Consider the following 26,463-nt stretch of genomic DNA (forward strand, 5'->3'; position numbering starts at 1 on the left):
CGAAGGGCGTCTACTAGACATCCGTAACCGTTGCCGGCATCCGACTAACCAGTGTCTCCGCCATTGAGCACCCCGACCCGACATTCGCGGGCCGCGGGCTCCTTACACCCTTTCGGGTGAAGGTGCTCCTTAGAAAGGAGGTGATCCAGCCGCACCTTCCGGTACGGCTACCTTGTTACGACTTCGTCCCAATCGCCAGCCCCACCTTCGACGGCTCCCTCCACAAGGGTTGGGCCACCGGCTTCGGGTGTTGCCGACTTTCGTGACGTGACGGGCGGTGTGTACAAGGCCCGGGAACGTATTCACCGCAGCGTTGCTGATCTGCGATTACTAGCGACTCCGACTTCACGGGGTCGAGTTGCAGACCCCGATCCGAACTGAGACCGGCTTTTTGGGATTCGCTCCACCTCACGGTATCGCAGCCCATTGTACCGGCCATTGTAGCATGCGTGAAGCCCTGGACATAAGGGGCATGATGACTTGACGTCATCCCCACCTTCCTCCGAGTTGACCCCGGCAGTCTTCGATGAGTCCCCGCCATAACGCGCTGGCAACATCGAACGAGGGTTGCGCTCGTTGCGGGACTTAACCCAACATCTCACGACACGAGCTGACGACAGCCATGCACCACCTGTGACCGCCCCCGAAGGACCCGACATCTCTGCCGGTTTTGCGGCCATGTCAAACCCAGGTAAGGTTCTTCGCGTTGCATCGAATTAATCCGCATGCTCCGCCGCTTGTGCGGGCCCCCGTCAATTCCTTTGAGTTTTAGCCTTGCGGCCGTACTCCCCAGGCGGGGCGCTTAATGCGTTAGCTGCGGCACAGGGAACCGGAGAGGCCCCCCACACCTAGCGCCCAACGTTTACAGCGTGGACTACCAGGGTATCTAATCCTGTTCGCTCCCCACGCTTTCGCTCCTCAGCGTCAGTATCGGCCCAGAGACCCGCCTTCGCCACCGGTGTTCCTCCTGATATCTGCGCATTTCACCGCTACACCAGGAATTCCAGTCTCCCCTACCGAACTCTAGCCTGCCCGTATCGACTGCAGGCCCGCAGTTGAGCTGCGGGTTTTCACAGTCGACGCGACAAGCCGCCTACGAGCTCTTTACGCCCAATAAATCCGGACAACGCTCGCGCCCTACGTCTTACCGCGGCTGCTGGCACGTAGTTGGCCGGCGCTTCTTCTGCAGGTACCGTCACTTACGCTTCGTCCCTGCTGAAAGAGGTTTACAACCCGAAGGCCGTCATCCCTCACGCGGCGTCGCTGCATCAGGCTTCCGCCCATTGTGCAATATTCCCCACTGCTGCCTCCCGTAGGAGTCTGGGCCGTGTCTCAGTCCCAGTGTGGCCGGTCGCCCTCTCAGGCCGGCTACCCGTCGTCGCCTTGGTAGGCCATCACCCCACCAACAAGCTGATAGGCCGCGAGCCCATCCCAGGCCGAAAAACTTTCCACCAAGCCTCATGCGAGGCCAGGTCATATTCGGTATTAGCCCCGGTTTCCCGGGGTTATCCCAAAGCCTAGGGCAGGTTGCTCACGTGTTACTCACCCGTTCGCCGCTCGAGTACCCCGAAGGGCCTTTCCGCTCGACTTGCATGTGTTAAGCACGCCGCCAGCGTTCGTCCTGAGCCAGGATCAAACTCTCCAACAAAAAACTTTGTTGAACAATCATCCTGACAACAAAAGTGTTGCCAAAGGAATCCCAACCAGCCAAACCAAAAGGCCTGACCAGTCCGGGGTATAAATCAATTTGGCACTGGCTTAACAAGCACCCTGTTGAGTTCTCAAAGAACAACCACACACCATCCGAAAGCCCCGCACCAGCAGGACCCCCATCCGGGGCAACCTCTCTAACTTACCCGGCCCGTTCCTCGCTGTCAACCTCGTGTTTGAGGTGATCAATGGTTCGGTCCGATCCACGCTGACGCACGCCGTAACTGGCGGTCGTTGCTGTCGTGGGTTCCGGCGGACCGGCCGATCGCCGCTTTCGCGGCCACCCGCCCGGCTCCCTGCCGGCTTTCGCACTCTACCCGGTCGGCTTCGCGATCGCAACCCCGTGTTTCCCGGAGTCGCTCGCACCGCCCAGATCCTCAGTCTGGCTCGGCGTCACCGCCACCAGCCTGGCCGCCCGTTGTCGGCCGGTTTGTCCGGCCTCCCGCGTGCAGAGAGAAAGTTACGCGGGCGGCCCCGAGAAGGCAAATCAATGATCGTCAGTGCCCGCCAGCGGGGTGTCCGCGGGACCCTGCCGGCGGAAAACGGGGATCGGACGGGGCCACCACGGGCTCATCCGTGCCAGAGTGGCTGGCATGGATGACGTGTCCCGGTTCCCGGCGGCGACGCTCGCCGAGGAGGCCCTGCTCGGGCTCCTGCTGCCGTTCTGGCAGCTGGTCATCGGCGCCTTCGTGCTCGTCGTCGTCCTGGCGTCGGTGGGACGCCTCGTCCGGCGCGGTCCCTCCCGGATGACCACGGCCCTGCTCGTCACCGCTGCGGCGATCGCCGGCTTCACCGTGATCGGCGTGCTCCTGGAGAGCTGAGCGGGGGCTCAGAGCCGACGGTTGGCGAGGCTCGGCACCTCGACGCGGATGGTCCGCAGCCGGTCCAGGTCCAGCTCGGTGACCGCGACTCCCGGGCCGTCGGGAACCTGGCTGACCACGGTCCCCCACGGGTCCACCACCATGCTGCGCCCGAAGCAGGTCCGCCCCGGCTCGTGGTCTCCGGTCTGGCCGGCGGCCGCCACGTAGCACTGGTTCTCGATCGCCCGGGCCCGGAGCAGCACCTCCCAGTGGTCGCGCCCCGTGTGCATCATGAACGCGGCCGGCACGACCAGAAGCTCCGCGCCGCCGTCGCCGGCCAGCTGCCGGTAGAGCTCGGGGAACCGGAGGTCGTAGCAGATCGACAGGCCGACCCGGAGCCCTTCCACGTCGACCACCACAGGCTTCTCACCGGGCGCCACGGTGGCCGACTCCTGGTAGGAGACGCGGCCGGGGATCTCGACGTCGTACAGGTGGATCTTGCGGTAGCTGGCGGCGAGCGCGCCGTCGCGGTCGAAGACCAGCGAGGTGTTCCAGGTGTGCTCGGGGTCCGGCCCGGCCTCGTGGAACGAGCCGGCGATCACCCACATGCCGAGCCGGCGGGCGGCGTCGGCGAAGAACCGCCCCACCGTGCCGTCGACCGGTTCGGCGGGGGGCATGCCGGCGGCGAGGCCGAGGTAGTCGACGTACTCCGGGAGGACGGCGAGATCCGCGCCGGCCGCCGCGGCCCGGGCCAGCAGGGCCTCGGCGGCGGCGAGGTTGGCGGTCCGGTCGTCACGGGCGTTGAGCTGACAGACGGCAACGCGCATGACGCTCAGCGTACGGGCGGACGGCGGGTGGCGACAGGGCTCAGACGCTCGCCAGCACGAGCGCGCCGGCGGCGAAGCCCAGCCCGGCCAGTTGCACCGGGCGGAGCCGTTCCCGGTCGACCGCGAGCGCGAGCAGCACGGTGCTCGCCGGGTAGAGCGCGGCGATGGCGGCCACCACGCTGAGGTGGCCCCGGCCGGCGGCGGCCAGGAAGAGAGCGTTGGCCGCCGAGTCCAGCAGGCCGGCCGCCGCGGCCCAGCGGAGCACCCGCGGTTCGAGCCGCAGGCGTACGCCGGTGCGCACGGCGAGGGCGAGGCCGAAGGCGATGGAGCTGACCCGTACCGCGACGACGGGCCACATGCCGGCGCCCTCGTCGGCCTGGCCGAGCAGCGCGAAGAAGATCCCGAAGAGCAGCCCGGCGCCGAGCGCCATGCCGATCAGCCGGCCGGACACCCGCCCCGTGGCGCCGCCCTCCCCCAGGCTGACCAGCGCGATGGCCACCACGGCGAGACCGGCGCCGACGAGCGCGAGCGTGCCCGGGGAGTTTGCGGTGACCAGCCCGGCGACGATCGGCACGACCGCGGCGGTGATCGCGGTGACCGGTGCGACGACCGCCATCACGCCGCCGGCGAGGGCCTTGTAGAGCAGCATCACGCCGGCCGCGCCGGCCACCCCGGCGAGCAGCCCCCAGGCCAGGTCGAGCGGCCCGGGCGTGCCGGGCACGATCAGCACCAGGGCGAGCAGCAGCGGGACGCTGAGCAGTTGCGACACGACGGTCACCGCGATGGGGTCGGCGTGCCGGGACGCCTTACCGCCGGAGAAGTCGGCCGTGCCGAACGCGACCGCGGAGACCGCGGCGAGCACAATGGGGAACATCAGGCAGTCGTACCACAATATTGACCGCGAAGGATAGTGTGATGACCGACGCCGGAGGGCGGGTGGGCGCGGTGACCTCCGCGGTGGCCCGACAGGTACGCGAGCTGCGGGCCGCCCGCGGCTGGTCCTTCGAGGAACTGGCCGGCCGGTCCGGGGTGAGCAAGGGCATGCTCGTGCAGATCGAGGGGGCACGGACCAACCCGAGCGTCGGCACCCTCTGCCGGGTCGCCGACGCGTTCGGCGTCAACATCGCCCGGCTGCTCGAACCGGCGGAGGAGAGCACCGTACGGGTCTCCCGGGCGGGCGACGCGCCGGTGCTGTGGCGGGGCGAGCACGGCGGCACCGCGCGGCTGCTCAGCGGGCTGGGCGAGCCGGACCTGGTCGAACTCTGGGAGTGGCGGTTGCAGCCCGGCGAGGCGCACCACTCCCCCGACCACCCGCGCGGCACCCGGGAGGTGCTGCACGTGCTGGCCGGGACCGTCACGGTCACCGTCGAGGGCGTCGACCACGAGGTGCGCGCCGGCGAGACGGTGGAGTTCCACGCCGACCGCGAGCACGGCTACCGCACGGCGGGCGACGAGCCGGCGCGGCTGGTGATGGTGGCGGTCACCCCGTCGGGCGAGTGGGACCGGCGGACCCGGTCACGCGGACCGCGCCCGAGCTGACCCGGGCGCGGTCGCGACGGCGGTCAGGCCGACTTCTCCTCGCGGTCCCGGCGGGCGCGCCGGCCGGTGAACTCGCGGGGCACGATGGTCGGGTTCACGTTCTCCAGGACGACCTCGCGGGTGATGAGCACCCGGGCGGCGTCGGGGTTGCTCGGCACCTCGTACATCACGGAGAGCAGGACCTCTTCCATGATCGCCCGCAGGCCGCGGGCGCCGGTGCCGCGGAGCATGGCCTGGTCGGCGATGGCCTCCAGCGCGGGCTCCTCGAACTCCAGCTCGACGCCGTCGAGCTCGAAGAGGCGCTGGTACTGCCGGACCAGGGCGTTGCGCGGCTCGGTGAGGATGCGGACCAGCGCGCTGCGGTCGAGGCTGCGCACGTTGGTGATCACCGGGAGCCGGCCGATGAACTCGGGGATCAGCCCGAACTTGAGCATGTCCTCCGGCATGACCTGGCTGAAGATGTCATCGGTCGACCGCTCGGAGACCGACCGGAGCCGGGCGCCGAAGCCGGTGCCGCCGGAGCCGGTGCGGGCCTCGATGATCTGGTCGAGGCCGGCGAACGCGCCACCGCAGATGAACAGCACGTTGGTGGTGTCGATCTGGATGAACTCCTGGTGCGGGTGCTTCCGCCCGCCCTGCGGCGGCACGTTGGCCACCGTGCCCTCGAGCATCTTCAGCAGCGCCTGCTGCACGCCCTCACCGGAGACGTCCCGGGTGATCGACGGGTTCTCCGACTTCCGGGCGATCTTGTCGACCTCGTCGATGTAGATGATCCCGGTCTCGGCGCGCTTGATGTCGTAGTCGGCGGCCTGGATCAGCTTGAGGAGGATGTTCTCCACGTCCTCGCCGACGTAGCCCGCCTCGGTGAGCGCGGTGGCGTCGGCGATCGCGAACGGGACGTTGAGCATCCGGGCCAGCGTCTGCGCCAGGTGGGTCTTGCCGCACCCGGTCGGGCCGAGCAGCAGGATGTTGGACTTGGCCAGCTCGACGCCGTCGCTGCCGGAGCCCGGCGCGCCCGCGGCCTCGGCCTGGATCCGCTTGTAGTGGTTGTAGACCGCGACGGCGAGCGCCTTCTTGGCCTGCTCCTGACCGACGACGTAGTTGTCGAGGAACTGGCAGATCTCCATCGGCTTGGGAAGCTCTTCCCACTTCACCTCGCCGGACTCGGCCAGCTCCTCCTCGATGATCTCGTTGCAGAGATCGATGCACTCGTCGCAGATGTAGACCCCTGGGCCCGCAATGAGTTTCTTGACCTGCTTCTGCGACTTGCCGCAGAAGGAGCACTTGAGTAGGTCGCCGCCGTCACCGATCCGTGCCACCTACGTTCTCCCTGCACTCGTCGGCCGGTACGCCGGCCCTGACCTGCGAGCGCCGCGCGCCCGTCCGTCCTGTCGTCCCACTCGCCGGTCCGAGCCAGCGAAGCGGCACAGACCCGACGTTACCCGCTGCCGGAGGTTTCTCCGACCCCCAAAACGGGTGTGTCAGAGGTCGGCCGGGACCACCGCCCCGACCGACCTCCGAACTCGCACTGCTCAGCCTGCGGCGTGAGAAGCCAGCAGACCCTTCTTACGGCTGGTCAGGATCGTGTCGACCAGCCCGTACTCCTTGGACTCCTCGGCCGTCATGATCTTGTCACGGTCGATGTCCTTGCGAACCTGCTCGATGGGGCGGTTGCAGTGCCGGGACAGCATGTCCTCCAGCTGCGTCCGCATCCGCAGGATCTCCCGGGCCTGGATCTCGATGTCCGACCCCTGGCCGTAGCCGCCCTCGGTGGCCGGCTGGTGGATGATGATCCGGGAGTTGGGCAGCGCCATCCGCTTGCCCGGGGTGCCCGCCGAGAGCAGCACCGCCGCCGCGCTGGCCGCCTGGCCGAGGCAGACGGTCTGGATGTCCGGGCGGACGTACTGCATGGTGTCGTAGATCGCCGTCATGGCGGTGAACGAACCACCCGGCGAGTTGATGTACATGATGATGTCGCGGTCCGGGTCGGTGCCCTCCAGCGTCAGCAGCTGGGCCATCACGTCGTTGGCCGACGCGTCGTCCACCTGGACGCCGAGGAAGATGATCCGGTCCTCGAAGAGCTTGTTGTACGGGTTGGACTCCTTCATCCCGTACGACGTGCGCTCGACGAACGACGGCAGGACGTAACGGTTGTGCACGGCCGCGAACTGGGGCGGCAGGCTCAGGTCGGTCATCGTCAGCTCCTCAGCTCAGGGTCCCGGCGCCATCCGGAACCTGCGCGGCCCCGATGATCACCTTGTCGATGAAGCCGTAGTCCATGGCCTCCTGGGCGGTGAACCAGCGGTCCCGGTCCGAGTCCGCCTCGATCTGCGCCTGGCTCTGGCCGGTGTGGTGCGCGACCCGCTCCTGGAACATCCGCTTGGTGTAGAGCATCTGCTCGGCCTGGATCGCGATGTCCGACGCGGTGCCGCCGAGGCCACCGGAGGGCTGGTGCATCATGATCCGCGCGTGCGGCAGCGCGTAGCGCTTGCCCTTGGTGCCGGCGCAGAGCAGGAGCTGGCCCATCGACGCGGCCATGCCCATGGCCACCGTCGACACGTCGTTGTCGATGAACTGCATGGTGTCGTAGATCGCCATGCCGGAGTAGACCGAGCCACCCGGCGAGTTGATCCAGAGGTTGATGTCGCGGTCCGGGTCCTCCGCCGCGAGCAGCAGCAGCTGCGCGCAGATGCGGTTGGCGACCTGGTCGGTCACCTCACTGCCCAGGAAGATGATCCGCTCCTTGAGCAACCGGTTGTAGACCGAGTCGTCGAGGTTGCCAATGGAGTCGCCACCACGGGCCTCGATCGCCCGGAGCGACTTCTTGGGGATGTGCATGTCGGTCATGGCAGCCCTTCGCTCTCCGTACCGTCCTACCCGACACTAACCGCTCAGCCGGGGGCCGTACTCCCGGTCGGGGCACTGTTCGCTCTCAGCGCAGTCACCCGCGGGGCGTACCCGGATAAGGGTTTCGGCCGCCGCCCGGCGCACAGCGCGGGACGGGCGGCCGACACCCGACGATCAGTGCTGGTGGTCGTGCTCGGCCTCGTTCTGGGCCCGCAGCGCGTCGAGGGTGACCTCGTTGCCCGCCGCGTCCTTGATCTTGATCTTCTCCATCACCGAGGCGAGCGCCTTGCCCCGGCGGACGTCACCGAAGACGGCCTGGGCGGCGCCGGAGCGGACCAGCTGGTCGTAGTACTGCTGCGGGGCCATCCCGGCGCGCTGGGCGCGGTGGACGATCTCGTGACCGAACTCGTCGTCGGAGACCTGGACGTCCTCGGCGTCGGCGAGAGTGTCCAGCAGGAGCTGGACCTTGACGCCCTCGGTGGCGGCCTCGGTCAGCTCGGTGTCGATCTGCTCCTCGGTCTTCTCCTCCGCGGCGAGGTACTCCTCCAGGGAGGCGCCGATGCGCTCGAGCTGGTCGACCATCGCGGCCTTGCGGCTCTCGACCTCCTCCTTGACGACACCCTCCGGCGCCGGCACCTCGGCGGCGGCGACCATCTGCTCGAGAGCCTTGTCCCGGGCGGCGTAGATCTGCTCGACCTGCTTGCCCCGGGTGACCCGCTCACGCAGGTCGGCGCGGAGCTCCTCGATGGTGTCGAACTCGCTGGCGAGCTGGGCGAAGTCGTCGTTGAGCTCGGGCAACTCCTTCTCCTTGACCGTGCGGACGGTCACCGCCACGTCGGCGTCCCGGCCGGCGTAGTCGCCGCCGACCAGCTGCGTGGAGAAGGTGGTGCTGTCGCCGGCGGCCAGGCCGACCAGCGCCTCGTCCAGGCCCGGCAGGAGCTGCTTGCTGCCGACCTCGTGCGAGATGTTGCTCGCCTGCCCGCCCGGCACGTCCTCGCCGTCGACGGTGGCGTTCAGGTCGATCTGGACGTAGTCGCCCTCCTGGGCGGCCCGCTCCACGGTCTTCAGCGTGGCGAACCGCTCGCGCAGGCTGTTGACCTGCTCGTCGATCTCGCTGTCGGCGATCTGGATCTCGTCCACGGTCACCTCGATGGTGGCCGGGTCCGGCAGGATGATCTCCGGGCGGACGTCCACCTCGGCGGTGAAGTTGAGCGAGTCACCGTCGTTGAACTCGGTGATCTCGACCTCCGGGCGGCCGAGCGTCTTCAGGTCGTGCTCGCGGACCGCGGCCAGGATGTTCTGCGGGATGGCCTCCTGCACCGCCTCGTTGAGGACGGTGCCCCGGCCCACCCGCTGGTCGATCACGGCGGCGGGAACCTTGCCCCGGCGGAAGCCGGGAACCTGGACCTGCTGGCCGATCTCCCGGTACGCCTTCCTGAGGCTCGGCTCGAGCTCGACGAACGGCACCTCGATGGCGAGCCGCACGCGCGTCGGGCTCAGAGTCTCGACGGTGCTCTTCACAGGCGTACTCCTTGACGGATCTCAGTTGAGTCTGGGCGTGTTTGCGCGCATCGAGTGTAGGCGAGCCGGCCTGCGGCATCGGCAGCGCCCGGGTACCGCGCGGAAAAAATCGGCGGTTCCCGGACGACCCGGCGCGAACGACAGTCGGGGTGGCGGGATTTGAACCCACGGCCCCTCGCTCCCAAAGCGAGTGCGCTACCAAGCTGCGCCACACCCCGTGGCGACGAAGAGTGTATGCCGTCCGGGCCCACCGGAGGGTCACCGGGGCATGCGACCTGGCTCGGCGCGCCGCGCCGTACGGGGCTGCGCGTCCGGTTCCGGGATTGGGTAGGCTGTCGGGCGCGTCCCGCGAGAGCGGGGCGGACGCGGGCGTAGCTCAATGGCAGAGCTTCAGTCTTCCAAACTGACGGTGCGGGTTCGATTCCCGTCGCCCGCTCCAACAGCCTCCGGCCCAGGTCAGAGGATGCATCCCCCGATCCTGGGCCGGTCGGCCACTCCCCCGCTTCGATCTTGTGGGCCATCCGTGGGCCACTAGCTGCTCCGGCCGCCCTTGCGCCGGGCCTGCCGGACGATCCGCCGGTCCATGGCCGAGGCGATCTCGCGGTCCCGCTCGCTGGTCGCGTGCTGATAGATCAACGCCGCTCGCATGCTCGCGTGCCCCATCCGCTGCATCAGCTCGCGAGTGCTCGCGCCAGAGGCTGCGGCGAGGGTGTTCCCTGTGTGCCGCAGGTCATGGAAGTGGAAGCCAGGAAGGCCCACCGAGGCGACCGTCCGCGTCCACTTGACCGCACGGCCGAAGTTGCCGGATCGCAGCAGCGCACCCTTGTCGCCGGTGAAGACCAGGGCGTCAGCGTCGACGGCAGTGAACTCGGCCAGATGCGCCCGCAAGGCTTCCACGGCGGCGGCCGGCAGGGCGACGACACGGACCCCGGCCGCCGACTTGGGCGGCCCGAATTCCAGATGACTCCGGAGGGCGGCGAGCTTGCGGGTGACCCGGACGGTGCCGGCGTCGAGGTCGATGTCCCGGCGGCGCAGCGCGACCAGCTCGCCCCACCGCAGTCCCGAAAGCGCCGCGACCACGACGAGCGCCGAGAACCGAGCAGGCATCGCATCGGCCAGGGCGTAGACCTGGGCGATCGTGGCGGTCGGTCGTTCCGGGGTGTGGTACTGGTCGTAACCCTTGATCCGGCATGGGTTCTGCCGAAGGATTTCATCCTCACGCACCGCCGTGTTGAGGATGGCCCGCAGCAGCGCGTACGCCTTGACCGCCTGGGGCTCCGGCACGCCGGCATCCAAGAGCTTCTTACGCCACGCCCGGATCGTCGCCGGCTTGATCCCCCCAAGCGTCAGGTGCCCGAGGTACGGCACGACTTGCCGCGTGAACAGGAACTCGTAACCCTGCCGCGTCCTTGGGGCGAGCTTGCGTTCAGCGATCCACCGCTGCCCGTAGGCGGAGAGCTCAATCTCGCCCGCTTCTGGGGCTACCCACTCCCCCCGGATGATCTCCGACTCGACCAGGGTGAGCCACTTCTCTGCCTGCTTCTCCGTGGCGAAGGTGTGCGGCGCGGTCCGGGTCAATCCGTCCGGGCCGACGTACCGGGCCTGCCATCGACCTGACGACCGCTGACGGACGTTGCCGAAGCGACGGCGACCACCGCGCGCGGGCATCAAGCCACCTCCGCGAATTGCCGCCGCAGCTGCGCACGAGTCATGGGCACGACCCGGTTGGCCTCGATGTAGGCGGCTACGGCAGCAGGCTCGAATCGCACGAAGCGCCCGACCTTGACGTAGGCGATGCGCCGCTCAGCCACCAGCCGGCGCACGAAGCGAGGTGTCGCGCGGAGGCGGGTCGCCACCTCACCAGCGGTCAGCAGGTCATCTGTCACGGTCGGGACTCCTCTCCACTCCTGGGGCTGGGGTCAGTTGCCGAAACGTCGGGCGGGTCGGCGGCCCGTCTTGCGGCGTCGAGTTGTGCGCGCCATTGGATGCGTTCGGAGATCGCCCGGAGAACCCGGTGGCCCAGGGGCGGGACGTCGGGGTCAGTTGGCTTGGCGAGTTCCCAGGCGTGCCGCACGGTGTCGGAGCCGGCCGGGGCGGTGTCGGCGTCGGTGGTGACGCCGAGCAGTGCCTTGACCCACTCCCGGCGGTCTGCCCGGTGGTCTGCGAGGGTCTTGCCGGACCACTGGCGGCTGATGAGGACGCGCCGGCCGCCGATGCCGAGGGTGTCCCGCTTGTGGACCTTGTTCTTGCAGTTGCCCGGCTTCAACCCCGGTCGGACCTTCTTGGGCTGGACGCCGTAGAGCAGCCAGTTGGCGCACCGCTCCGAGCACGGCGTGTGCCGCAGTTCCTGCCAGAGCCGTTCCAGGTGCGCTCGCTGTCGGCCGGTGGTCACGTCGTGGCAGTCGGCGGCCTGCTTGGTCAGGTACTTGGTGATGTAGCCGACGCACCGATCGGCGTCCTTGGTCCCGGCGAGGACGCCCTTGGCGTCGACCTGGACGCCGAAGCGGACGACGTGGACCGGTTGGGCGTCGGGGTCGGCGTCGACCAGGTCCAGGGCGTCATCCCACGACGGCAGCAGCTCGCCGGTGTCGGGGTCGGTGTAGCCACCCGCGTCGGCGTCCCATTGCGGCGCCCTTCCCGGCTCGTAGACCCGCTGCTCGACCGAGGGCCACCACACCTGGTGATAGGTAGCGGCGGCGACCTGCCGGATGAGCGCGCGAGGGATGGTGCCCCGTATGGCGAAGTGCGCGTGCGGGGCCAGCCGGCGTTGCGGCTCGACGGCTCCGGCGTATTGCACGTTCCAGCCGACCGCGCGGCGCAGGTTCTGCCAGAACCGGTCGAGGAGGCGGGGGAAGTGCACCGCGTCCCAGGCGGCCCGCCGGTAGTCGTAGGCGTCGGGGTCGACGGGGGTGCCGTCGGAGTGGACGCGCCCGTAGGAGCCGAGGGTGAGGGTCAGGAACAGCGAGGGCCGGAACACCATCCCGGCGTACCCCTCGAAGGTCCGCCCGATGGTGCGGTTCTCGACGGGCAGGCGGGGCAGGTCGGGGGCGTCCTGCCGCCGCTTGGTGGAGCGGACCCGCCGCCTGCCGTCGCCCTCCTGGTCGTCGTCGGTGGCGTGCGGTGGGGCGGGTCGACCGCGCATGCCTTCGGTGGTGATCTGGCCTTCCAGTTCCGCGATCGCGTCGTCCAGGTCGACTACCTGATCCCACTGCGACGCGCGGGCGGCTTCGTCGCGGGCGAATTCCAGATGCGCGCGGGCGACGATCAGACCGCGTTGCGCCTCGGTGGCCGGTTCGGGGCCGGGGTCGGGTTCGTCGGTACGATGCCATCCCTCGCGGATCTGCTGCTGCCGCAGCTTCCGCGCGCGGGTGGCGCAGGCCGGGCACTTGGCCTCTTGGGTGGCCCCGCACGGCATGTCGATGACTTCCGTCTGCCCGCTGTCGAGGTCGGTGCGGCGCAGGCTGACGGGCCGGGTGCAGACGCCGTAGTCAGCGGCCAGGTCCTTGACGACGTCGACGGAGCGGGGCATGAGCAGGCGGGCAGCCCGGGAACCCGGCCTCGGGTCCTCCGAACGGGAGGTAGAGGCGGCGGGTTCGAGGCCGGGCAGCGTCGGGGTGAGGGTCATTGGCCCACCTCCTTCGCAGCGGTGGCAGCATTCGTGCCGTGGAGGGACCGTTCGTCAACGTCTTCCGGCAGGGTGGTGGCCCGTACGCCTGCCCGTGCTGCGGCTACCTGACCCTCGATGAACGGGGCAGCTACGAAATTTGCCCGGTGTGCTTCTGGGAGGACGACGGGCAGGACGACCACGACGCCGACCGCGTACGGGGCGGACCGAACCGCGACCTGAGCCTGAGGGCGGCGCGCCGCAACTTCGCTGAGTTCAGCGCGGCAGACCCGAGGAACCTGCGGCACGTGCGGCCGCCCCGCGACGACGAGCACCCGCTCGACTGAACCGATCCGCACGCCCATCACGCGGCCCCCGACATCGTGGTGAGGTCGCGAACCCGCAGGGCTGGGCGGGGGTCGGCGGTGGCGTGGTCATCCCGCAGCGGGTCGAAAGCGACCACCCCGGCCCGGGTCGTCTTGGCCCGATACATGGCCGCGTCGGCGTCGGCCAGGGCGGCGGCGAGCCCGGACGGACTGGCCGGGGCGAGGCCGATGCTGGCGGTCACCGACACCGCCACGCCGGAGGGCAGCCGGACGGGTGCGGCGATGGCGGCGGCGAGCTGCCGGGCAGCCGCGGCCGGGTTGGTATCGAGAAGCAGGGCGGCGAACTCGTCGCCACCGAGGCGGGCGGCGATGCCGTGGACGGCGCGCAGCCGGGAGGCGACGGCGGTGAGGACCAGGTCCCCGGCGGCGTGGCCGTGTGTGTCGTTGACCGGCTTGAAGCCGTCCAGGTCGATCACGACCACCCACGGGCGCAGCGGCGCGAGTTGGGTCCAGGCGTCGGCGAGGCCGGCGCGGTTGGCAAGGCCGGTGAGTGGGTCGCGGAGGGTGGCGCGTTGCAGCGCGGCCAGCTCGTAGCGGACGGCGTAGAGCCGGTACTGATCCCAGCAGAAGACGGCGAAGCCGGCGACGAGCAGCAGGCCGGACAGGAGTGCGTCGGTCATCGGGTCACCTCTCCGATCAGCGGGGCACCATTGCGGCGGACGAAGGCGGTCGCCGGCACCGGAGCGACCGGATCCGGCCGGGTCGGCTCGACGTCGACCAGGGCGACGGGCTCAGGCACAGCCGGCGCGACGACCGGAGCCGTCTGGACGGGCGGAGCCGGGGTCGTGACTGGGCGCGTCGGCGCGGTGGGTTGCTCGACCGGCCGGACCGGCGCGGGGTTGGCCGGCGCCAGGGCCGGGGCGGTGGTGAGGACGAGCTTGGAGAGGCCCATGAACGCCAGGGCCGGGACGGCGGATAGGAGCCAGCCGGACAGGCCGGGCTTGGCGACGGCGAGCTGGGCGGCGAGGGACAGGGCGACGGCGGCGACGAGCAGGAACAGCGGGTACCGGATCGAGCCACCGGCGCGGCGTCGGCGGCGGATGGTCAGCAGCGCGGCGACGGGCACCAGTTCGGAGATGACGGCGTTGGCCCAGCCGAACCACTCGCCCGTGCCGGCGGGGCTGTTGTCGAGGGTCCAGTCTTTGACGTGGGTGAACGAGGCGGCCCCGGCGAAGCCGGCGACGAGCAGGAGGATGACGACGAGGACCAGGCCCTCAGCGCGGTCGGTGCGGGTGTGGCTGGGGTGGGGCTTCATGCGGCACCGTCCAGGACTTCGCCGTCGATGACGCGGAGGCGGCCGTAGGTGTGGGCCATGTCGCGGATCTCGTCATCGGTCAGGTAGGAGAACCGCACCCGCATCGGGGTCGGATCACCGTCGATCACCACGAAGCCGACGCCGGGCAGGGACTGCGGTATGCGGTCGCACAGCGCGCCCCGGTCGCGCATCCCCTCACCCAGCACCAGGTCGACTTGCGCGGCTTCCGCGAGCCGGAGCCCGATGCGGGTGGGGAACAGGTCGCGGAACGGCAGGACTTCCTTGCGCGGGTCCTGGATGGCGGCGACCACGTGGACGCCGACCGCCCGGCCCTGCGAGAGCAGGATCGACAGCGCCGCCTTGATGCGGTCCTTGAGCTGCCGGTCGGTGAGGTACGCGGTCAGGTTCGCCAGCTCATCGATGACCAGGACGATCAGCGGCTCATCCGGCGTCGGGGTGTGCTGGCGGGTCCGGCCGTAGAGCTTCCCGGCCCGCTGCTTGGCCTCGGTGGCGGCTTCCTCGATCAGCTCACACATGGCCGTGTAGTCCTTGCGGGCGAAGCGGGTGAACATCGGCGCACCCATTCCGAGTTCCATGCCGCCCTTTGGGTCCAGGCCCCACACCTGAACGAGGCCGGACGTGACCCCGGCGGCGAGGGAGCGGACGACGGACCAGATGACCGAGCCCTTGCCCGAACCCGTGGCGCCCACCACGAGGACCTGCGTGCCGAACAGTCGCAGGTCGTAGCCGTCGCCGTCCTCGCACTTGCCCACGGGCAGGGCGGTGAACTCCGGGACTGCCGGCACGGGCAGGGGGCGGACGAGCTTGGAGAGGGGGTCACCGCGGAACAGGTGCAGCAGCACCACGTCCGGACGCGGACCGGGTGCGGCCTTGACCTGGCGGACGCCGAAGGTGTGCGCCAACCTCTCGGCGACGCGGGCAAAGTCGTCGGGGATCTGCCCGGTGACCATCCGCACCGTCACCACGTCCACCCCCGAGGAGCAGCGGACCCGACGCAGCACAGGCAGGACGGTGTGCGCGTCGAAGGAGACGGCGAGCTTGGCGGTGACCATCGCGGCGTGCCAGTTCCGGCGGTAGACCATCCGGCGGTAGCGGGACAGGACCGGCCACCACCCGAACCGCAGCCACGACGACCGGTGCCCGAACGCCCAACCGGTAGAGACGACGGCGACCAGGACGACGACGCCGACCGGCCCGGCCCACCCGAACCGCAGGAACAGCCAGGCGAAGAACACGGCCGGGGCGGTGACGTACCAGAAGCGGACCAGGACCACGGCCAAGCGGCCGAGCGCCTTGGCGGTCCACCACGACAGGGCCAGCCACATCGGGATACGCACAAACGGGGTACGCACGTTGATCGGAGCACCCTCGATCCGGTCGCCCCGGATCACGTTGACCAGCGGCATCGCTCAGCCCTCCCCGACCGACGCGGCGGCGGCGAACAGCGAGCCCTGCCCCGGCGCACCGGGACGACGGCGCACCACCCGACGACGCACAGCCGACCGAGCAGGAGCGAGGGCAGCCAGGTCCACCGGCCCGCAGTCCGGAGCCGGGACGTGGCGGGTCATCGTCGGCAGCCACCGGCCCCGACCGAGCACCGCCCGCAGGTCGACGCGGTCGGCCACGTGCGGGGCGATGAGGTCCGGGTCGAGGTGGCGCAGCTTCACCACCGTCCGCGCCAGAGCGGCAGCGGCGGCGGAGATCTCGACCAGCGCGGCGACGCGGACGGCGTCGGAGGGAACGGTGGTGTAGACCTCGCGGACGGCCCGGATACCAGGGCCGGCGAGGCGCATCACGGTGCGACGGTGGGTGCGGCGGTTCGGGGCGAGGCGCGGGTTCCCGGCGATCCGGGCAGCGTTCGATACCGTGGGCATCAGCCCAACTCCTTCCAGGGAGAACGGGTCAGAGCGCGGGGCGGGCTTGGTCTTGGCGGATGAGGCCCGCCCCGCGCGTCCAGTTCTGGTCAGGCCGCCTGCTTCGTCGCGGCGGCGGTCGGCTCGGTCATCTGCCCGGCGCGGATCGACCACGCCTGACGCGCCCGGCACTTCCCCGCCCCCTTGCACCGCTGCGAGTCCACGTACGGCGTCAGCGTCACGTCGGTGAACATCACCGCCGGCGGGTAACCCGGGATCTTCGACGCCGGCGGAACCGGCTGCACCGGAGCGGCGATCTTCACCTTGACCTCCTTGGACCCGCCGAACTTCCCGGCCTCCGGGTCCAGGTCCAGGACCTTGACCACCCACAGGCGCTCGCCCGTGTCCTTGTCGCGGGCCTGGTCGTCGCCCTGGCCGCGCTTGTCGAAGTCCGTCACCGGCTCCACACCCAGACACAGCGCACCCGCTGGGAAGACGTAGTCGAACGGAACGGGGACCTTGATCGTGTTCGGGACAGCCATTGCCCTACCTCCAGCTCTGCCCGCCGGCACTCCGCCGGCTTCGGGATGCGACTTGGCTAGCCAAATCGCGTACGACTGAAGGTAGGCCAGCCTGGCTAGTCAGGTCAAGAGTTGGACGCTGATTGGTCTAGCTTGGCTAGCCAGCAGCTACCCTGACCTGCATGACCAGCGAGCTGGAAAACCTGGCCGGGCTGGACCCGGACGACCCCAGGCCCCCGTCGCAGCAGATCGCCAATGTTCTGCGAGCTGCGATTCGTACCCGCAAGTTCGAGCCAGGCGAGCGACTGCCGTCGCAGAACGACCTAGCCGAGCGCTACAACGTCGCCCGAGAGACGGTCAAGACCGCGCTGCGCATCCTGCGCGACGAGCGCCTGATCGTCACCCGTCAGGGCAGCGGCGCATTCGTTCGCGCACAGACCGAGCGGCCGGTAGGACTCCGGCCCCACGTCGAGGCGGCCTTCGAGCGCGCACACGTCACGATCGAATTCGCCGGCTTCTCCGGTGAGACCCTCCACGGAGTACTGACCGAGCCGCTCGACAAGATCCGTGCCGGGCTACTCACGCCCGAGTCCGTTACCGTTCGCATCCTGCTCCCGGACACGGGAGAGCCCATGGCCCTGCCGTGCCTGGCTGAGACGCAGGCCGACGATCCCGGCGTGCGCGAGCGCGCCGAGCGGATCACGCGTCGGCACACGGACGCCATTGTCGAGGCGGTGCGCGAACTCGGAGACCTTGGCTTGGTCAAAGACGCCGTAGCAGAAGTGCGTGTGCACCGCGCAGCGCCGCTGTTCAAGCTCTACATCCTCAACGGCGAGGAAGCCTTCTTCGGCTTCTACCCGGTCGTAGAGCACACCGTCATGATCAAAGGCCAACCCACGGCCATCTACGACCCGATGGGCAAGGACGCGATCCTCTTCCACCGGGCCTTGAGCGACGACGAGGCTTCCGACGCGTCCCAGTACGTCGACCAGGCCCGGACCTGGTTCGACTCCATGTGGTCAACCATCGCGCACGACTACACGCCATGAAGCCGCGATACAGCGTCGCCCAGGTCCTCAGCGACACCGGGCCGATCCTGCTCGACTTCGACGGGCCGATCTGCGCCGTCTTCGCCACCCTCGCGGACTCCACCGTCACGGCCGAGCTGCGCCGCGTCATCGAGGAGCACGACGTCGAGATGCCGGCGCACATCCGAGCCAGCGACGACCCGCTCGAAGTGCTCCGCTTCACCGCGACCACCGGCGCGCCATCGCTGGTCGTACGAGTTGAGAACGCGTTGTGCCGAGCCGAACTAACCGCGGTCGACGGCGCCGCACCGACGCCCTACGCGAGGGAGGTCATCGTCGCAGCCCATGAAGCCGGGCGGCCAATAGCCATCGTCAGCAACAACTCAGCCCTCGCCATCGAGCGTTACCTGACCGCTCACCGACTCACCCGGTACATCACGACCACCGTTGGCCGAGCACACGCCGACCCAAGCCTCATGAAGCCGAACCCAGCACCGATCCGCCGCGCCGCCCTGGCGGTCGATGCCGACCCGACCAGGTGCGTCCTCGTAGGCGACTCCACCTCTGACATCGAAGGCGGACGCGCTGCCGATGTTCGCACGATCGGGTTCGCCAACAAGCCCGGCAAGCGCGCTCGCCTACTGAGGGCAGGAGCGGACGCCATCACCGAAGGCACGAACGGGATGGCCGAGCTGGCCAGGGCTCTACACCACGAACTGCCGAATTAGCCTCTTAAGGATCAAGGCGGCCCGCAAGCGGGCCGCGCCGGCCCGGCCCCGGCCTGCTGGCGACCTCCGGCCGGCATCGGCCGGGCCGGCCGGCCACGCTGACGGACGACAAGAGCTTGAAGACCTCGGGGCTCCGCCCCGAACCCCGACCCTCCTCAGAGATGCCGCCGCGGATCACCTCGACGGGCACCACGAGGGCTACCACCCTCCCCGGACGGGGCCAAGGTCGTTCGTCCGGTAGGGCGCTCCACCTTGTCCCCGTCCGGGGAGGCTGGACGGTCTGGCGACTGCCCGACGAGGAGATCCGCTTTCCATCGCTCACCCCGTAGCCACTGCGCGACATGGTCAGCGCTGACTGGCACACTCCGCTCATGAGTTACGACTTGGCGGTGTGGGAAGGTGACAGGCCCGCTGACAACGCCGCAGCGCTGGCGACTTTCAAGGCGCTCCGCGAGCGGTACACCGGCGAGGGACGAACGCCGCCGACCCCGCGTATCCGAGCCTACGTCGAGGCCCTTCTTGAGAGATGGGTCGACCTTACTGAGGACGAGCGGAGTCCGTGGTCGACCGGGCCACTGATCAGGGAGGCATCGGGACCCATCCTTTATTTCCCGATGGTCTACAGCCGCTGTGAAGAAGTGTCGGCCGGTGCTGCACGAATCGCGGCCGAGCACGGCCTTGTCTGCTTCGACCCGCAGCTAGGTCTGCTTCGGCCCGCTCCTGAGGAGCTGTAGGCCGGGCCATCCACGGGCCAGTAACCATGGCGCGCAGCGGTCATGAGCGGGCACGAGCGGCATTCAGCTTTGCCGCCGGCCGCAGGCGTTTCGGGCATCACGACCCGTTGAGCACGCTCTTCCAAACTGACGGTGCGGGTTCGATTCCCGTCGCCCGCTCCAACGGCCTCCGGCCCAGGCCAGAGGCTGCATCCCCCGGATCCTGGGCCGGTCGGCCACTCCCCCGCTTCGATCTTGCGGGCAATCCGTGGGCTATTAGCCGCTACCAGCCTCCCCGGACGGGGCCGAGGTCGTTCGGCTGGCGCGCGCTCCACCTTGTCCCCGTTCGGGCTGGAAGGTCTACGACTGCCCGACGAGGAGATCCGCTAGCGCCCATCCAACGTTGTCATGCAAGTCAGAGACAATCACCCTGTGGGCGAAGGATCTGGGGATGAGGCGGACACCAGGCGCAACGGTTCGTCTCGCTGGCTCCTGTGGCGGCCGGGATTGCCCCGCTGGGTACCGATCGCCGGGCCTACGGCCAGCCCGGACGTTCCGCTGGCACTCGACTACGTTCTCATTCAGATCTTGGTTGCGATATGCGTAGCCCTGCAATGGGTGGTCGTGGTGCTGGTCGCGCCGGCGGTCTTCCTCGTACGGAGTTTGCGGGCCTGACCTGCCATCCGCGATCTTCTTGTAGTCCGAAGGCCGGCAATTCACCGGCGGTACCAGCCGTGCGGGCCAGGTGCCTAGCTCGGCCAGCCAATCGCATCGAGGAACTCCTCCACGGCGACCACGACTCGACCGAGCACTCCGATGGACTCGGTGAGCGGGCCGGGTAGGTACATGCCGTGGTCCGCGCCTTCCACCTCCAGCACGTGGGGTGACAGCCGGCGGGCGATGTCACCGTCCCAGAGCTTATCGCCGGTGCCACCCACGAGCAGGAACGGCGCGGTTGCGCGGCCCAACGCGTCAGCCACCCACGGCAGGGTGAGCAGGGGCGTGAGCCACACGGCGGGCAAGGATCTGTCGGCGGCGATCGCTGCCGCGTTCGTGCCGAGCGACTTGCCGATCAGCAGTGGGCGCCCGCTGATGGTGTCGATCAGTGGAGTGATCTCACCGCCGACCCAGCTCTCGATCTCCGGCTGATCAGGCTTCGGAAACTCCTGGGACCACGAGTATCGATGCACCGTTGCGCCCCGCCGCTCCGCCGCATCGCCGGCATACATCAGCAGGGGAGCGCTCGGTCCGAACCAACCGCCGGGAATCACGACAGCGTCAGCCATGCGGCCGACCTTACCCAGACGCTGTGCGCCTAGGATGACGCCGGCGAGGACACGCGGTCGAACGCGATGCGGCGCCAGGTAGGTTCCGTTTCCGGCGAGATCCGTACCGGAGAACCGCCTAGCAGGTCTGCACCTCGACGAGGTTGCCCTCAGGATGACGCAGGTATGCCGAACGCACACCCCGGCCAGGGCGATCTGCCGGAGGTCACGCTCCTGATCTTAGTGATGCCGTAGCTGCCAGATCGGGGCGTGCCAACCACGTCAGTAGCCGGCTTCCCGGGCGGTAGGCAGGGCAGGAGGGTCACTCGGAGCGCGGCGAGCATGCGGTGGCGCGCAGCGGCGGCTGACCGCGGCCCCGGTCGTTCATCCCGGCGGTCCGGTGACGGCCGCGCCGGGGATCGGCGGGCGGCGGGGGCTGCGTACGATGCGGGGCCGGACATCCCCTCGTCGGGTGGAGGTAGCGAAGGATGTCAGGCCAGCAGGACGGTTTCGCCCTCGGCGTGGACCTCGGCACCTCGAACACCGTGGCGGTGCTGCGCTGGCCGGACGGGCGTACCCGCCCGTTGCTGGTGGAGGGCGAGCCCATCCTGCCGTCCGGTGTGTACGCCGACACCGAGGGGCGCCTGCACGTCGGGCGGGACGCGCTGCGGCTGGCCCACGCCGATCCCGACCGCTACGAGCCGAACCCGAAGCGCCGCGTCGACGAGCCGGAGGTGCCGCTCGGCGACCGCCGGCACACCCCGGCCGAACTGCTCGGCGCGGTGCTGCGCGCGGTGGGCGAGACCGCGGTGGGCGCGCTCGGGTTCCTGCCGCCCGCGGTGGTCACCTGCCCGGCCACCTGGGACGCCCACCGACGGCAGGTGCTCGCCGAGGCGCTCGCCCTGGCCGGCTGGCCGTCGGCGGCCGAGCACACCCTCTCCGGCCCGACCCCGCCCGGCACCCGGCTGCTGCGCGAGCCGGTCGCGGCGGCCCGCTACTACACCGAGGTGCTGCGCCGGCCGGTCCCGGTCGGCGAGTCGGTGGCGGTCTTCGACTTCGGCGGCGGGACCCTGGACGTCGCCGTGGTGCGTAACGAGGGCGCGGATCCGTGGGGTGACTCCGGTTTCCGGGTGATCTCCTGCGGCGGTCTCGACGACCTGGGCGGGCTGGACCTCGACGCTGCCCTGCTGGCGCTGGTCGGCGCCCGGATCGCCGCCACCCACCCCGCGCAGTGGGCGCGGCTGAACGAGCCGGCCGACACCACGCAGTGGCGGGAGCGGCTCCAGTTCGTCGAGCACGTCCGGGGCGCGAAGGAGATGCTGTCCCGCACCACGGCGGCGCCGGTGGCGGTGCCGGGGGTGCCGGCCGCCGTGTCGCTGGCCCGGGCGGAACTGGAGGAGGTGGCCACCCCGCTCCTGCGGCGGGCGGTCGCCGAGACCCGGCGGGTCATCTCCGTGGCCGGGCTGACCCCGGAGCGGCTCGCCGGGTTGTTCCTGGTGGGCGGCTCGTCCCGGATCCCGCTGGTGGCGCGGCTGCTCCACGCCGAGCTGGGGATCGCGCCGACCGTGCTGGAGCAGCCCGAGCTGCCGGTCGCCGAGGGCGCGCTGACGGACCTGCCGCTGCGGCGCAACCGGCCGGCCGCCCCACCGCTGCCGCTGGCCCCGGTCGGGGCGGCCCCCGCCGATTCGCCGGCCGCCGCGACCCCGGGCGCCGGCCCGGCCGGCACGCTGCTCGACCCCGGCACGCCACCGCTTCCCGCCGAGCTGCCGACCACCGCCGCCGATCCGAGGACCCCCGTCCTCCCGGCCGGCACCGCCACGGGCCCGGACGGCACGACCGTCGCCGCCGGAGCCGACGGCACGACGGTCGCCGCGGGAGCGAACGGCACGCGGCTCGCCGCCGGACCGCACGGCACCGCCGTGGCCCCGCATTCACCCGCCCCGGGTACGCCAGCGCATGCGCTGCCCCCGCACGGCTCGCCGCTCGGCGGCGTGCCCCCGCAGGCTCCTGGAATCCCGCACCAGCCGGGCGCCTGGCCGGGCTGGCCGGGCGTACCCGGGAATGGGACGCCCGGGTCGCCGACCGCGCCGGGCGGCCACCGGCGGCGGGCGTTGTGGATCTCGGTCGGCGCGGTGGTGGCCCTGGCCGGGGTGGCCACCGCGACCCTGCTCTACCTGACCCGGGACCGCCACCCGGAGCTGGACTTCCAGTCGTTCGGCAAGGGCGTCCGGGTCGCGGCGGGCGGAGAGCGGCCGGTGGAGATGTTCACGGCGGTCGCGGGTGACCGGGCCTACCTGGCCTATCCACGCGAGGACGACCGGCTCGCGGTGGTGGCCGTCGAGGCGGGCACCGGCGACGTGCTGTGGCGCAAGGAGAGCGCCACCACGGCCGACCAGTGGGCCGGCGTGGTCGCGCTGCCCGGCGCGGTGGCGCTGCTCGCCGACGCCGCGGGCAGCAGCACCCCGCGCCAGCTTGAGGTACTCGACGGCGGATCCGGCTTGCCGCGCTGGCGGCACACGGTGCACGGGGACGACGAGATGTTCGTCGGCAAGGACGTGGTGGCGCTCACCGACCACGAGCGGAAGCGGTTGGTCGGGCTCGAGCTGAGCAACGGGGACGAGCGCTGGTCGCTGGCCGACCTGACCGACGAGTACGGCAACGCGCGCGACAGCGTGCACCCGGTGACCACCGACGAGGCGGTGTCCGGCCCGGGCTACGGCGACGGTTCGCCCCGCGACCCGGAGCAGGGTCCGGTCGAGCAGCTCGTGCAGGTGAGCGCGGACAAGTCGGTCCGGCTGATCGACCTCGGCACCGGCCGTGAGGTCCGCCGCTGGAAGGCCGTGGCCGAGCCGGACGACCTGGTCGCCGCCCACGGGGACCGGCTCTACGTGGCCGGCGACGACGGCCGGCTGCTCGCCTACGACCTGGGGAAGCAGGCGCAGCCGAGCGTGCTCTACACCGCCGAGGACGACGACCGGCGGGCCAAGGCGCTGGCGCCGTGCGGGGAGCACCGGGCCTGCCTGCTGGAGGTGACCGACTCCGACGACCAGACCGCCGCGGTGGTGGCCGCACGGGAGGGCCAGGGCGTCAAGCGGTGGGCGGCGCCGGGGATGACGGAGCTGGTGCCGGTCGGCGAGCGGGTGCTGGCCCGGCGGATCTATCCCGAGCCGGCGGCGACGCTCTTCGGGCCGGACGGCGAGCGCGTGCTCGACGACGAGGAGGGGGTGGCCGTCCGGGTGGACGCCGGCAACCTGCTGCTCTTCGCCGACCCGCTGGGCAGCGCGGTCGACGACCGCAGCGTGGCCGGAGTGGGCGCCGGGTCGGGCAAGGTGGCCCAGCTCGGCGAGCTGAAGGACGTCCGGGGCGACTCCTGCTCGTGGAACACCGAGGTCATCGCCTGCGGCTCCGAGGGGGACTTCGTGCTCCACCGGTTCGTCAAGGAGTAGCCCCCGAGCTTGAGCCGGCGCCGAGGTCGCGGAACACGGCCAGCGCCGCCGGATCCTCGATGGTCGGCGGCACCGCCTCGTCCCGCCCCTCGACCAGCCCCCGCATGGTCCGGCGGAGGATCTTGCCGGAGCGGGTCTTGGGCAGCGCCGGCACCACGGTCACCCGGCGGAACGCGGCCACCGGCCCGATCCGCTGCCGGACCAGGGCGACCAGCTCACCGGTGAGCGCGTCCGGGTCCACCTCGGCGCCGGCCTTGAGCACCACGTACCCGCTGGGCACCTGGCCCTTGAGCGGGTCGGTCACGCCGATCACCGCACACTCGGCCACCGCCGGGTGCGCCGCCAGCACCTCCTCCATGGCGCCGGTGGAGAGGCGGTGCCCGGCCACGTTGATCACGTCGTCGGTGCGGCCCATCACGTAGAGGTAGCCGTCGTCGTCGAACCGGCCGCCGTCGCCGGTCAGGTAGTAGCCGGGGAAGGCCGCGAGGTAGGAGCGGACGTAGCGCTCGTCGTCGCCCCAGAGGGTGGGCAGGCAGCCCGGCGGCAGCGGCAGGCGGATGACGATCGAGCCGTCGGTGCCCGGCGGCACCTCCCGGCCATCGCCGTCGACCACCCGGACGTCGTAGCCGGGGACGGGCACCGACGGGGAGCCGGGCTTGATGGGAAGCGGCTCCAGGCCGCGCGGGTTCGCGGCCACCGGCCAGCCGGTCTCGGTCTGCCACCAGTTGTCCACCACCGGCACGCCGAGCCGCTCCCCCGCCCACGCCCAGGTGTCCGGGTCGAGCCGCTCACCGGCCAGGAAGAGGGTGCGCAGGCTGCTCAGGTCGTGCCCGGCCACGAGCGCGCCGTCCGGGTCCTGCCGGCGGATCGCCCGGATCGCGGTGGGCGCGGTGAACAGGGCGGCCACCCGGTGCTGGGCGACCACCCGCCAGAACGCCCCGGCGTCCGGCGTGCCGACCGGCTTGCCCTCGTAGAGCACGGTGGTCGCGCCGGTGAGCAGCGGCGCGTACACGATGTAGGAGTGGCCGACCACCCAGCCCACGTCGGAGGCGGCCCAGAAGACCTCGCCCGGCTCGATGCCGTAGACGTTCCGCATCGACCAGCGCAGCGCTACGGCGTGCCCGCCGTTGTCCCGGACCACGCCCTTCGGGCGGCCGGTGGTGCCGGAGGTGTAGAGGATGTAGAGCGGGTCGGTGGCGGCGACCGGCACGCACTCCACCGGCTCGGCGTCGGCCATCACCTCGTCCCAGGTCAGGTCCCGACCGGCGAGCAGCGGAGCGGGCTCCTGGGGGCGCTGCACGATCACGCAGTGCGCCGGGGAGTGGGTCGCCTCGTCAAGCGCGGCGGCGAGGATCGGGTGGTAGGGCACCACCCGGTCCACCTCGATGCCGCAGGAGGTGGCGACGACCACGGCCGGCCGGGCGTCGTCGATGCGGACGGCCAGCTCGTGGGCGGCGAAGCCGCCGAAGACCACCGAGTGCACCGCGCCGATCCGGGCGCAGGCCAGCATGGCGATCACCGCCTCCGGCACCATGGCCAGGTAGAGCAGCACCCGGTCGCCCTGGCCGACGCCGAGCCGGCGCAGCGCACCGGCGAACCGGGCGGTCTCGGCGAGCAGCTCGGCGTAGCTGAGGGTGCGGAGCGTGCCGGTGACCGGGCTGTCGTGGATCAGCGCCGGCTGGTCGCCCCGGCCGGCGGCCACGTGCCGGTCGAGCGCGTTGTGGCAGGTGTTCAGCACGCCGTCGGGGAACCAGCGGTACAGCGGCGCGGCCCTGTCGTCGAGGATCCGCTCCGGCGCCCGGTGCCAGTCGAGGTCCGCCGCCGCCTCCCGCCAGAATCCGGCCGGGTCGGCGATGCTCCGCTCGTACGCTGATCGATACGCGCCCATGCCGTCATGCTGGCCGCCGGCCCGGGCCGGCACGACGGCCGGCGGGGACCGGTGCGCCGGAAGGGCGCCCCCGCTCGGTGAACGGCCCGTCCCACCGACGGGTGGTCGCCGTTTCCGTCCGGCCCGCCAGGGGTACGGCTGGCGCATGGAGACGAACACGAAGGCGTACCTGGTGGGCGGTCCCCGGGACGGCAACAGCCAGGACGCGGGTGACCAGGCCCTGTTGGAGATCGAGATCGACGGCATGATCCACCGCTACATCCGGACCACGAAACAGCACGGCGACGGGGGCGTCGTCTACAACTACGACGGGATGGTGGCCCCGGGCGGCGGCGAGCCGGGCGTCGAGGACCCGGCGGCGCGGGTCGCCTCCCCGAAGGCCGACGCCGAGGGGCGGTGACCGCTCAGCCGACCGGGCGACGGATGAACCGGGCCCGGCCGGGTAATGCGAGCGCCGTCCTGGTGGAGTGACGACCGGCGTCGCGGCGTTCCGCGACCGGGCGCGCGGGCG

24 protein-coding genes, 2 tRNA genes and 1 rRNA gene are annotated in these 26,463 nt (G+C 70.7%); 9 read left to right on the forward strand and 18 right to left on the reverse strand.

Going from position 1 to position 26,463, the window contains the following annotated elements; all coding sequences use genetic code 11:
• Window positions 1-133: 133 nt before the first annotated feature.
• Window positions 134-1,648 (reverse strand): 16S ribosomal RNA (locus AC0OLQ_RS29470).
• A 655-nt stretch (window positions 1,649-2,303) separates the two neighbouring features.
• Between AC0OLQ_RS29470 and AC0OLQ_RS29475 the strand changes: the two genes are divergently transcribed.
• Window positions 2,304-2,531: a hypothetical protein gene (locus AC0OLQ_RS29475; protein ID WP_357343867.1), complete on the forward strand. Its 228-nt coding sequence runs from the start codon at window positions 2,304-2,306 to the stop codon at window positions 2,529-2,531.
• Between the two features lie 8 nt (window positions 2,532-2,539).
• Here AC0OLQ_RS29475 and AC0OLQ_RS29480 read toward each other — a convergent pair whose 3' ends face one another.
• Both AC0OLQ_RS29480 and AC0OLQ_RS29485 read right to left on the reverse strand, forming a co-directional pair.
• Window positions 2,540-3,337 carry a carbon-nitrogen hydrolase family protein gene (locus AC0OLQ_RS29480; protein WP_484528944.1) on the reverse strand — a complete coding sequence of 266 codons (798 nt, stop codon included), beginning with the start codon at window positions 3,335-3,337 and terminating at the stop codon, window positions 2,540-2,542.
• Window positions 3,338-3,377: 40 nt separating this feature from the next.
• Window positions 3,378-4,211, reverse strand: coding sequence for an EamA family transporter (locus AC0OLQ_RS29485; RefSeq protein WP_357343871.1), 834 nt, complete (start codon window positions 4,209-4,211; stop codon window positions 3,378-3,380).
• 41 nt (window positions 4,212-4,252) lie between these two features.
• Between AC0OLQ_RS29485 and AC0OLQ_RS29490 the strand changes: the two genes are divergently transcribed.
• Window positions 4,253-4,876, forward strand: a complete 624-nt coding sequence (locus AC0OLQ_RS29490) for a helix-turn-helix domain-containing protein (protein WP_484528945.1) — start codon at window positions 4,253-4,255, stop codon at window positions 4,874-4,876.
• 23 nt (window positions 4,877-4,899) lie between these two features.
• On the opposite strand, the gene clpX is transcribed toward AC0OLQ_RS29490, so the two are convergent.
• The 5 genes from clpX to AC0OLQ_RS29515 all read right to left on the reverse strand — a co-directional run bounded on the left by clpX (window position 4,900) and on the right by AC0OLQ_RS29515 (window position 9,462).
• On the reverse strand, window positions 4,900-6,195 hold the full coding sequence (gene clpX, locus AC0OLQ_RS29495) for an ATP-dependent Clp protease ATP-binding subunit ClpX (RefSeq protein WP_357343875.1): 1,296 nt from the start codon (window positions 6,193-6,195) through the stop codon (window positions 4,900-4,902).
• A gap of 213 nt (window positions 6,196-6,408) precedes the next feature.
• Window positions 6,409-7,071: an ATP-dependent Clp protease proteolytic subunit gene (locus AC0OLQ_RS29500; RefSeq protein WP_013288034.1), complete on the reverse strand. Its 663-nt coding sequence runs from the start codon at window positions 7,069-7,071 to the stop codon at window positions 6,409-6,411.
• Between the two features lie 10 nt (window positions 7,072-7,081).
• Window positions 7,082-7,723 (reverse strand): ATP-dependent Clp protease proteolytic subunit, encoded by a 642-nt coding sequence (locus AC0OLQ_RS29505; protein WP_088960728.1) that lies wholly within the window; start codon window positions 7,721-7,723, stop codon window positions 7,082-7,084.
• Between the two features lie 174 nt (window positions 7,724-7,897).
• The gene (gene tig / locus AC0OLQ_RS29510; protein WP_484528946.1) at window positions 7,898-9,244 is read right to left on the reverse strand and encodes a trigger factor; all 1,347 of its coding nucleotides are present in this window, start codon (window positions 9,242-9,244) and stop codon (window positions 7,898-7,900) included.
• Window positions 9,245-9,388: 144 nt separating this feature from the next.
• Window positions 9,389-9,462: transfer RNA gene (locus tag AC0OLQ_RS29515), tRNA-Pro, on the reverse strand.
• Window positions 9,463-9,609: 147 nt separating this feature from the next.
• On the opposite strand from AC0OLQ_RS29515, the gene AC0OLQ_RS29520 reads away from it, so the two are divergent.
• Window positions 9,610-9,683, forward strand: a tRNA-Gly gene (locus tag AC0OLQ_RS29520).
• A gap of 92 nt (window positions 9,684-9,775) precedes the next feature.
• Here the strand turns inward: AC0OLQ_RS29520 and AC0OLQ_RS29525 are convergent.
• From AC0OLQ_RS29525 to AC0OLQ_RS29535, 3 genes are read right to left on the reverse strand one after another with little or no spacing between them, the layout of a single operon-like run.
• The gene (locus AC0OLQ_RS29525; protein WP_484528947.1) at window positions 9,776-10,912 is read right to left on the reverse strand and encodes a tyrosine-type recombinase/integrase; all 1,137 of its coding nucleotides are present in this window, start codon (window positions 10,910-10,912) and stop codon (window positions 9,776-9,778) included.
• A complete protein-coding gene (locus AC0OLQ_RS29530; RefSeq protein WP_484528948.1) occupies window positions 10,912-11,130 on the reverse strand; it encodes a helix-turn-helix domain-containing protein in 219 nt (72 codons plus the stop codon). Before AC0OLQ_RS29530 ends, AC0OLQ_RS29525 begins: the two co-directional genes overlap by 1 nt.
• Window positions 11,127-12,869: a replication initiator gene (locus tag AC0OLQ_RS29535; protein WP_484528949.1), complete on the reverse strand. Its 1,743-nt coding sequence runs from the start codon at window positions 12,867-12,869 to the stop codon at window positions 11,127-11,129. The genes AC0OLQ_RS29530 and AC0OLQ_RS29535 overlap by 4 nt, the downstream gene beginning before the upstream one ends.
• 38 nt (window positions 12,870-12,907) lie before the next feature.
• On the opposite strand from AC0OLQ_RS29535, the gene AC0OLQ_RS29540 reads away from it, so the two are divergent.
• Window positions 12,908-13,195 carry a CPCC family cysteine-rich protein gene (locus tag AC0OLQ_RS29540; RefSeq protein WP_484528950.1) on the forward strand — a complete coding sequence of 96 codons (288 nt, stop codon included), beginning with the start codon at window positions 12,908-12,910 and terminating at the stop codon, window positions 13,193-13,195.
• Window positions 13,196-13,212: 17 nt separating this feature from the next.
• Here the strand turns inward: AC0OLQ_RS29540 and AC0OLQ_RS29545 are convergent, their stop codons facing one another.
• The 5 genes from AC0OLQ_RS29545 to AC0OLQ_RS29565 all read right to left on the reverse strand — a co-directional run bounded on the left by AC0OLQ_RS29545 (window position 13,213) and on the right by AC0OLQ_RS29565 (window position 16,905).
• Entirely contained in the window at window positions 13,213-13,854 is a 642-nt protein-coding gene (locus tag AC0OLQ_RS29545; protein ID WP_484528951.1) for a GGDEF domain-containing protein, read from the reverse strand.
• Window positions 13,851-14,489: a DUF2637 domain-containing protein gene (locus AC0OLQ_RS29550; protein WP_484528952.1), complete on the reverse strand. Its 639-nt coding sequence runs from the start codon at window positions 14,487-14,489 to the stop codon at window positions 13,851-13,853. The genes AC0OLQ_RS29545 and AC0OLQ_RS29550 overlap by 4 nt, the downstream gene beginning before the upstream one ends.
• Window positions 14,486-15,916: an FtsK/SpoIIIE domain-containing protein gene (locus AC0OLQ_RS29555; protein WP_484528953.1), complete on the reverse strand. Its 1,431-nt coding sequence runs from the start codon at window positions 15,914-15,916 to the stop codon at window positions 14,486-14,488. The genes AC0OLQ_RS29550 and AC0OLQ_RS29555 overlap by 4 nt, the downstream gene beginning before the upstream one ends.
• 3 nt (window positions 15,917-15,919) lie before the next feature.
• Window positions 15,920-16,384 (reverse strand): hypothetical protein, encoded by a 465-nt coding sequence (locus tag AC0OLQ_RS29560; protein ID WP_484528954.1) that lies wholly within the window; start codon window positions 16,382-16,384, stop codon window positions 15,920-15,922.
• Between the two features lie 89 nt (window positions 16,385-16,473).
• Entirely contained in the window at window positions 16,474-16,905 is a 432-nt protein-coding gene (locus AC0OLQ_RS29565; RefSeq protein ID WP_484528955.1) for a hypothetical protein, read from the reverse strand.
• A 161-nt stretch (window positions 16,906-17,066) separates the two neighbouring features.
• Here AC0OLQ_RS29565 and AC0OLQ_RS29570 point away from each other — a divergent pair, with 161 nt between their 5' ends.
• The 3 genes from AC0OLQ_RS29570 to AC0OLQ_RS29580 all read left to right on the forward strand — a co-directional run bounded on the left by AC0OLQ_RS29570 (window position 17,067) and on the right by AC0OLQ_RS29580 (window position 19,374).
• Entirely contained in the window at window positions 17,067-17,933 is an 867-nt protein-coding gene (locus tag AC0OLQ_RS29570; RefSeq protein WP_484528956.1) for a GntR family transcriptional regulator, read from the forward strand.
• Window positions 17,930-18,640, forward strand: coding sequence for an HAD family hydrolase (locus AC0OLQ_RS29575; protein ID WP_484528957.1), 711 nt, complete (start codon window positions 17,930-17,932; stop codon window positions 18,638-18,640). The genes AC0OLQ_RS29570 and AC0OLQ_RS29575 overlap by 4 nt, the downstream gene beginning before the upstream one ends.
• A gap of 371 nt (window positions 18,641-19,011) precedes the next feature.
• Complete coding sequence (locus tag AC0OLQ_RS29580; protein WP_484528958.1) at window positions 19,012-19,374, forward strand: hypothetical protein; 363 nt, start codon at window positions 19,012-19,014, stop codon at window positions 19,372-19,374.
• A gap of 728 nt (window positions 19,375-20,102) precedes the next feature.
• Here AC0OLQ_RS29580 and AC0OLQ_RS29585 read toward each other — a convergent pair.
• A complete protein-coding gene (locus AC0OLQ_RS29585; protein ID WP_484528959.1) occupies window positions 20,103-20,639 on the reverse strand; it encodes an alpha/beta fold hydrolase in 537 nt (178 codons plus the stop codon).
• Window positions 20,640-21,106: 467 nt separating this feature from the next.
• Between AC0OLQ_RS29585 and AC0OLQ_RS29590 the strand changes: the two genes are divergently transcribed.
• Window positions 21,107-24,064: an Hsp70 family protein gene (locus AC0OLQ_RS29590; RefSeq protein ID WP_484528960.1), complete on the forward strand. Its 2,958-nt coding sequence runs from the start codon at window positions 21,107-21,109 to the stop codon at window positions 24,062-24,064.
• Here the strand turns inward: AC0OLQ_RS29590 and AC0OLQ_RS29595 are convergent.
• Complete coding sequence (locus tag AC0OLQ_RS29595) at window positions 24,054-25,952, reverse strand: propionyl-CoA synthetase (protein ID WP_484528961.1); 1,899 nt, start codon at window positions 25,950-25,952, stop codon at window positions 24,054-24,056. The genes AC0OLQ_RS29590 and AC0OLQ_RS29595 overlap by 11 nt on opposite strands.
• Before the next feature lie 145 nt (window positions 25,953-26,097).
• On the opposite strand from AC0OLQ_RS29595, the gene AC0OLQ_RS29600 reads away from it, so the two are divergent.
• On the forward strand, window positions 26,098-26,352 hold the full coding sequence (locus AC0OLQ_RS29600) for a hypothetical protein (RefSeq protein ID WP_357343885.1): 255 nt from the start codon (window positions 26,098-26,100) through the stop codon (window positions 26,350-26,352).
• Window positions 26,353-26,463 lie beyond the last annotated feature (111 nt).

The sequence above is a fragment of the Micromonospora sp. Utrum1 genome (assembly GCF_057197805.1).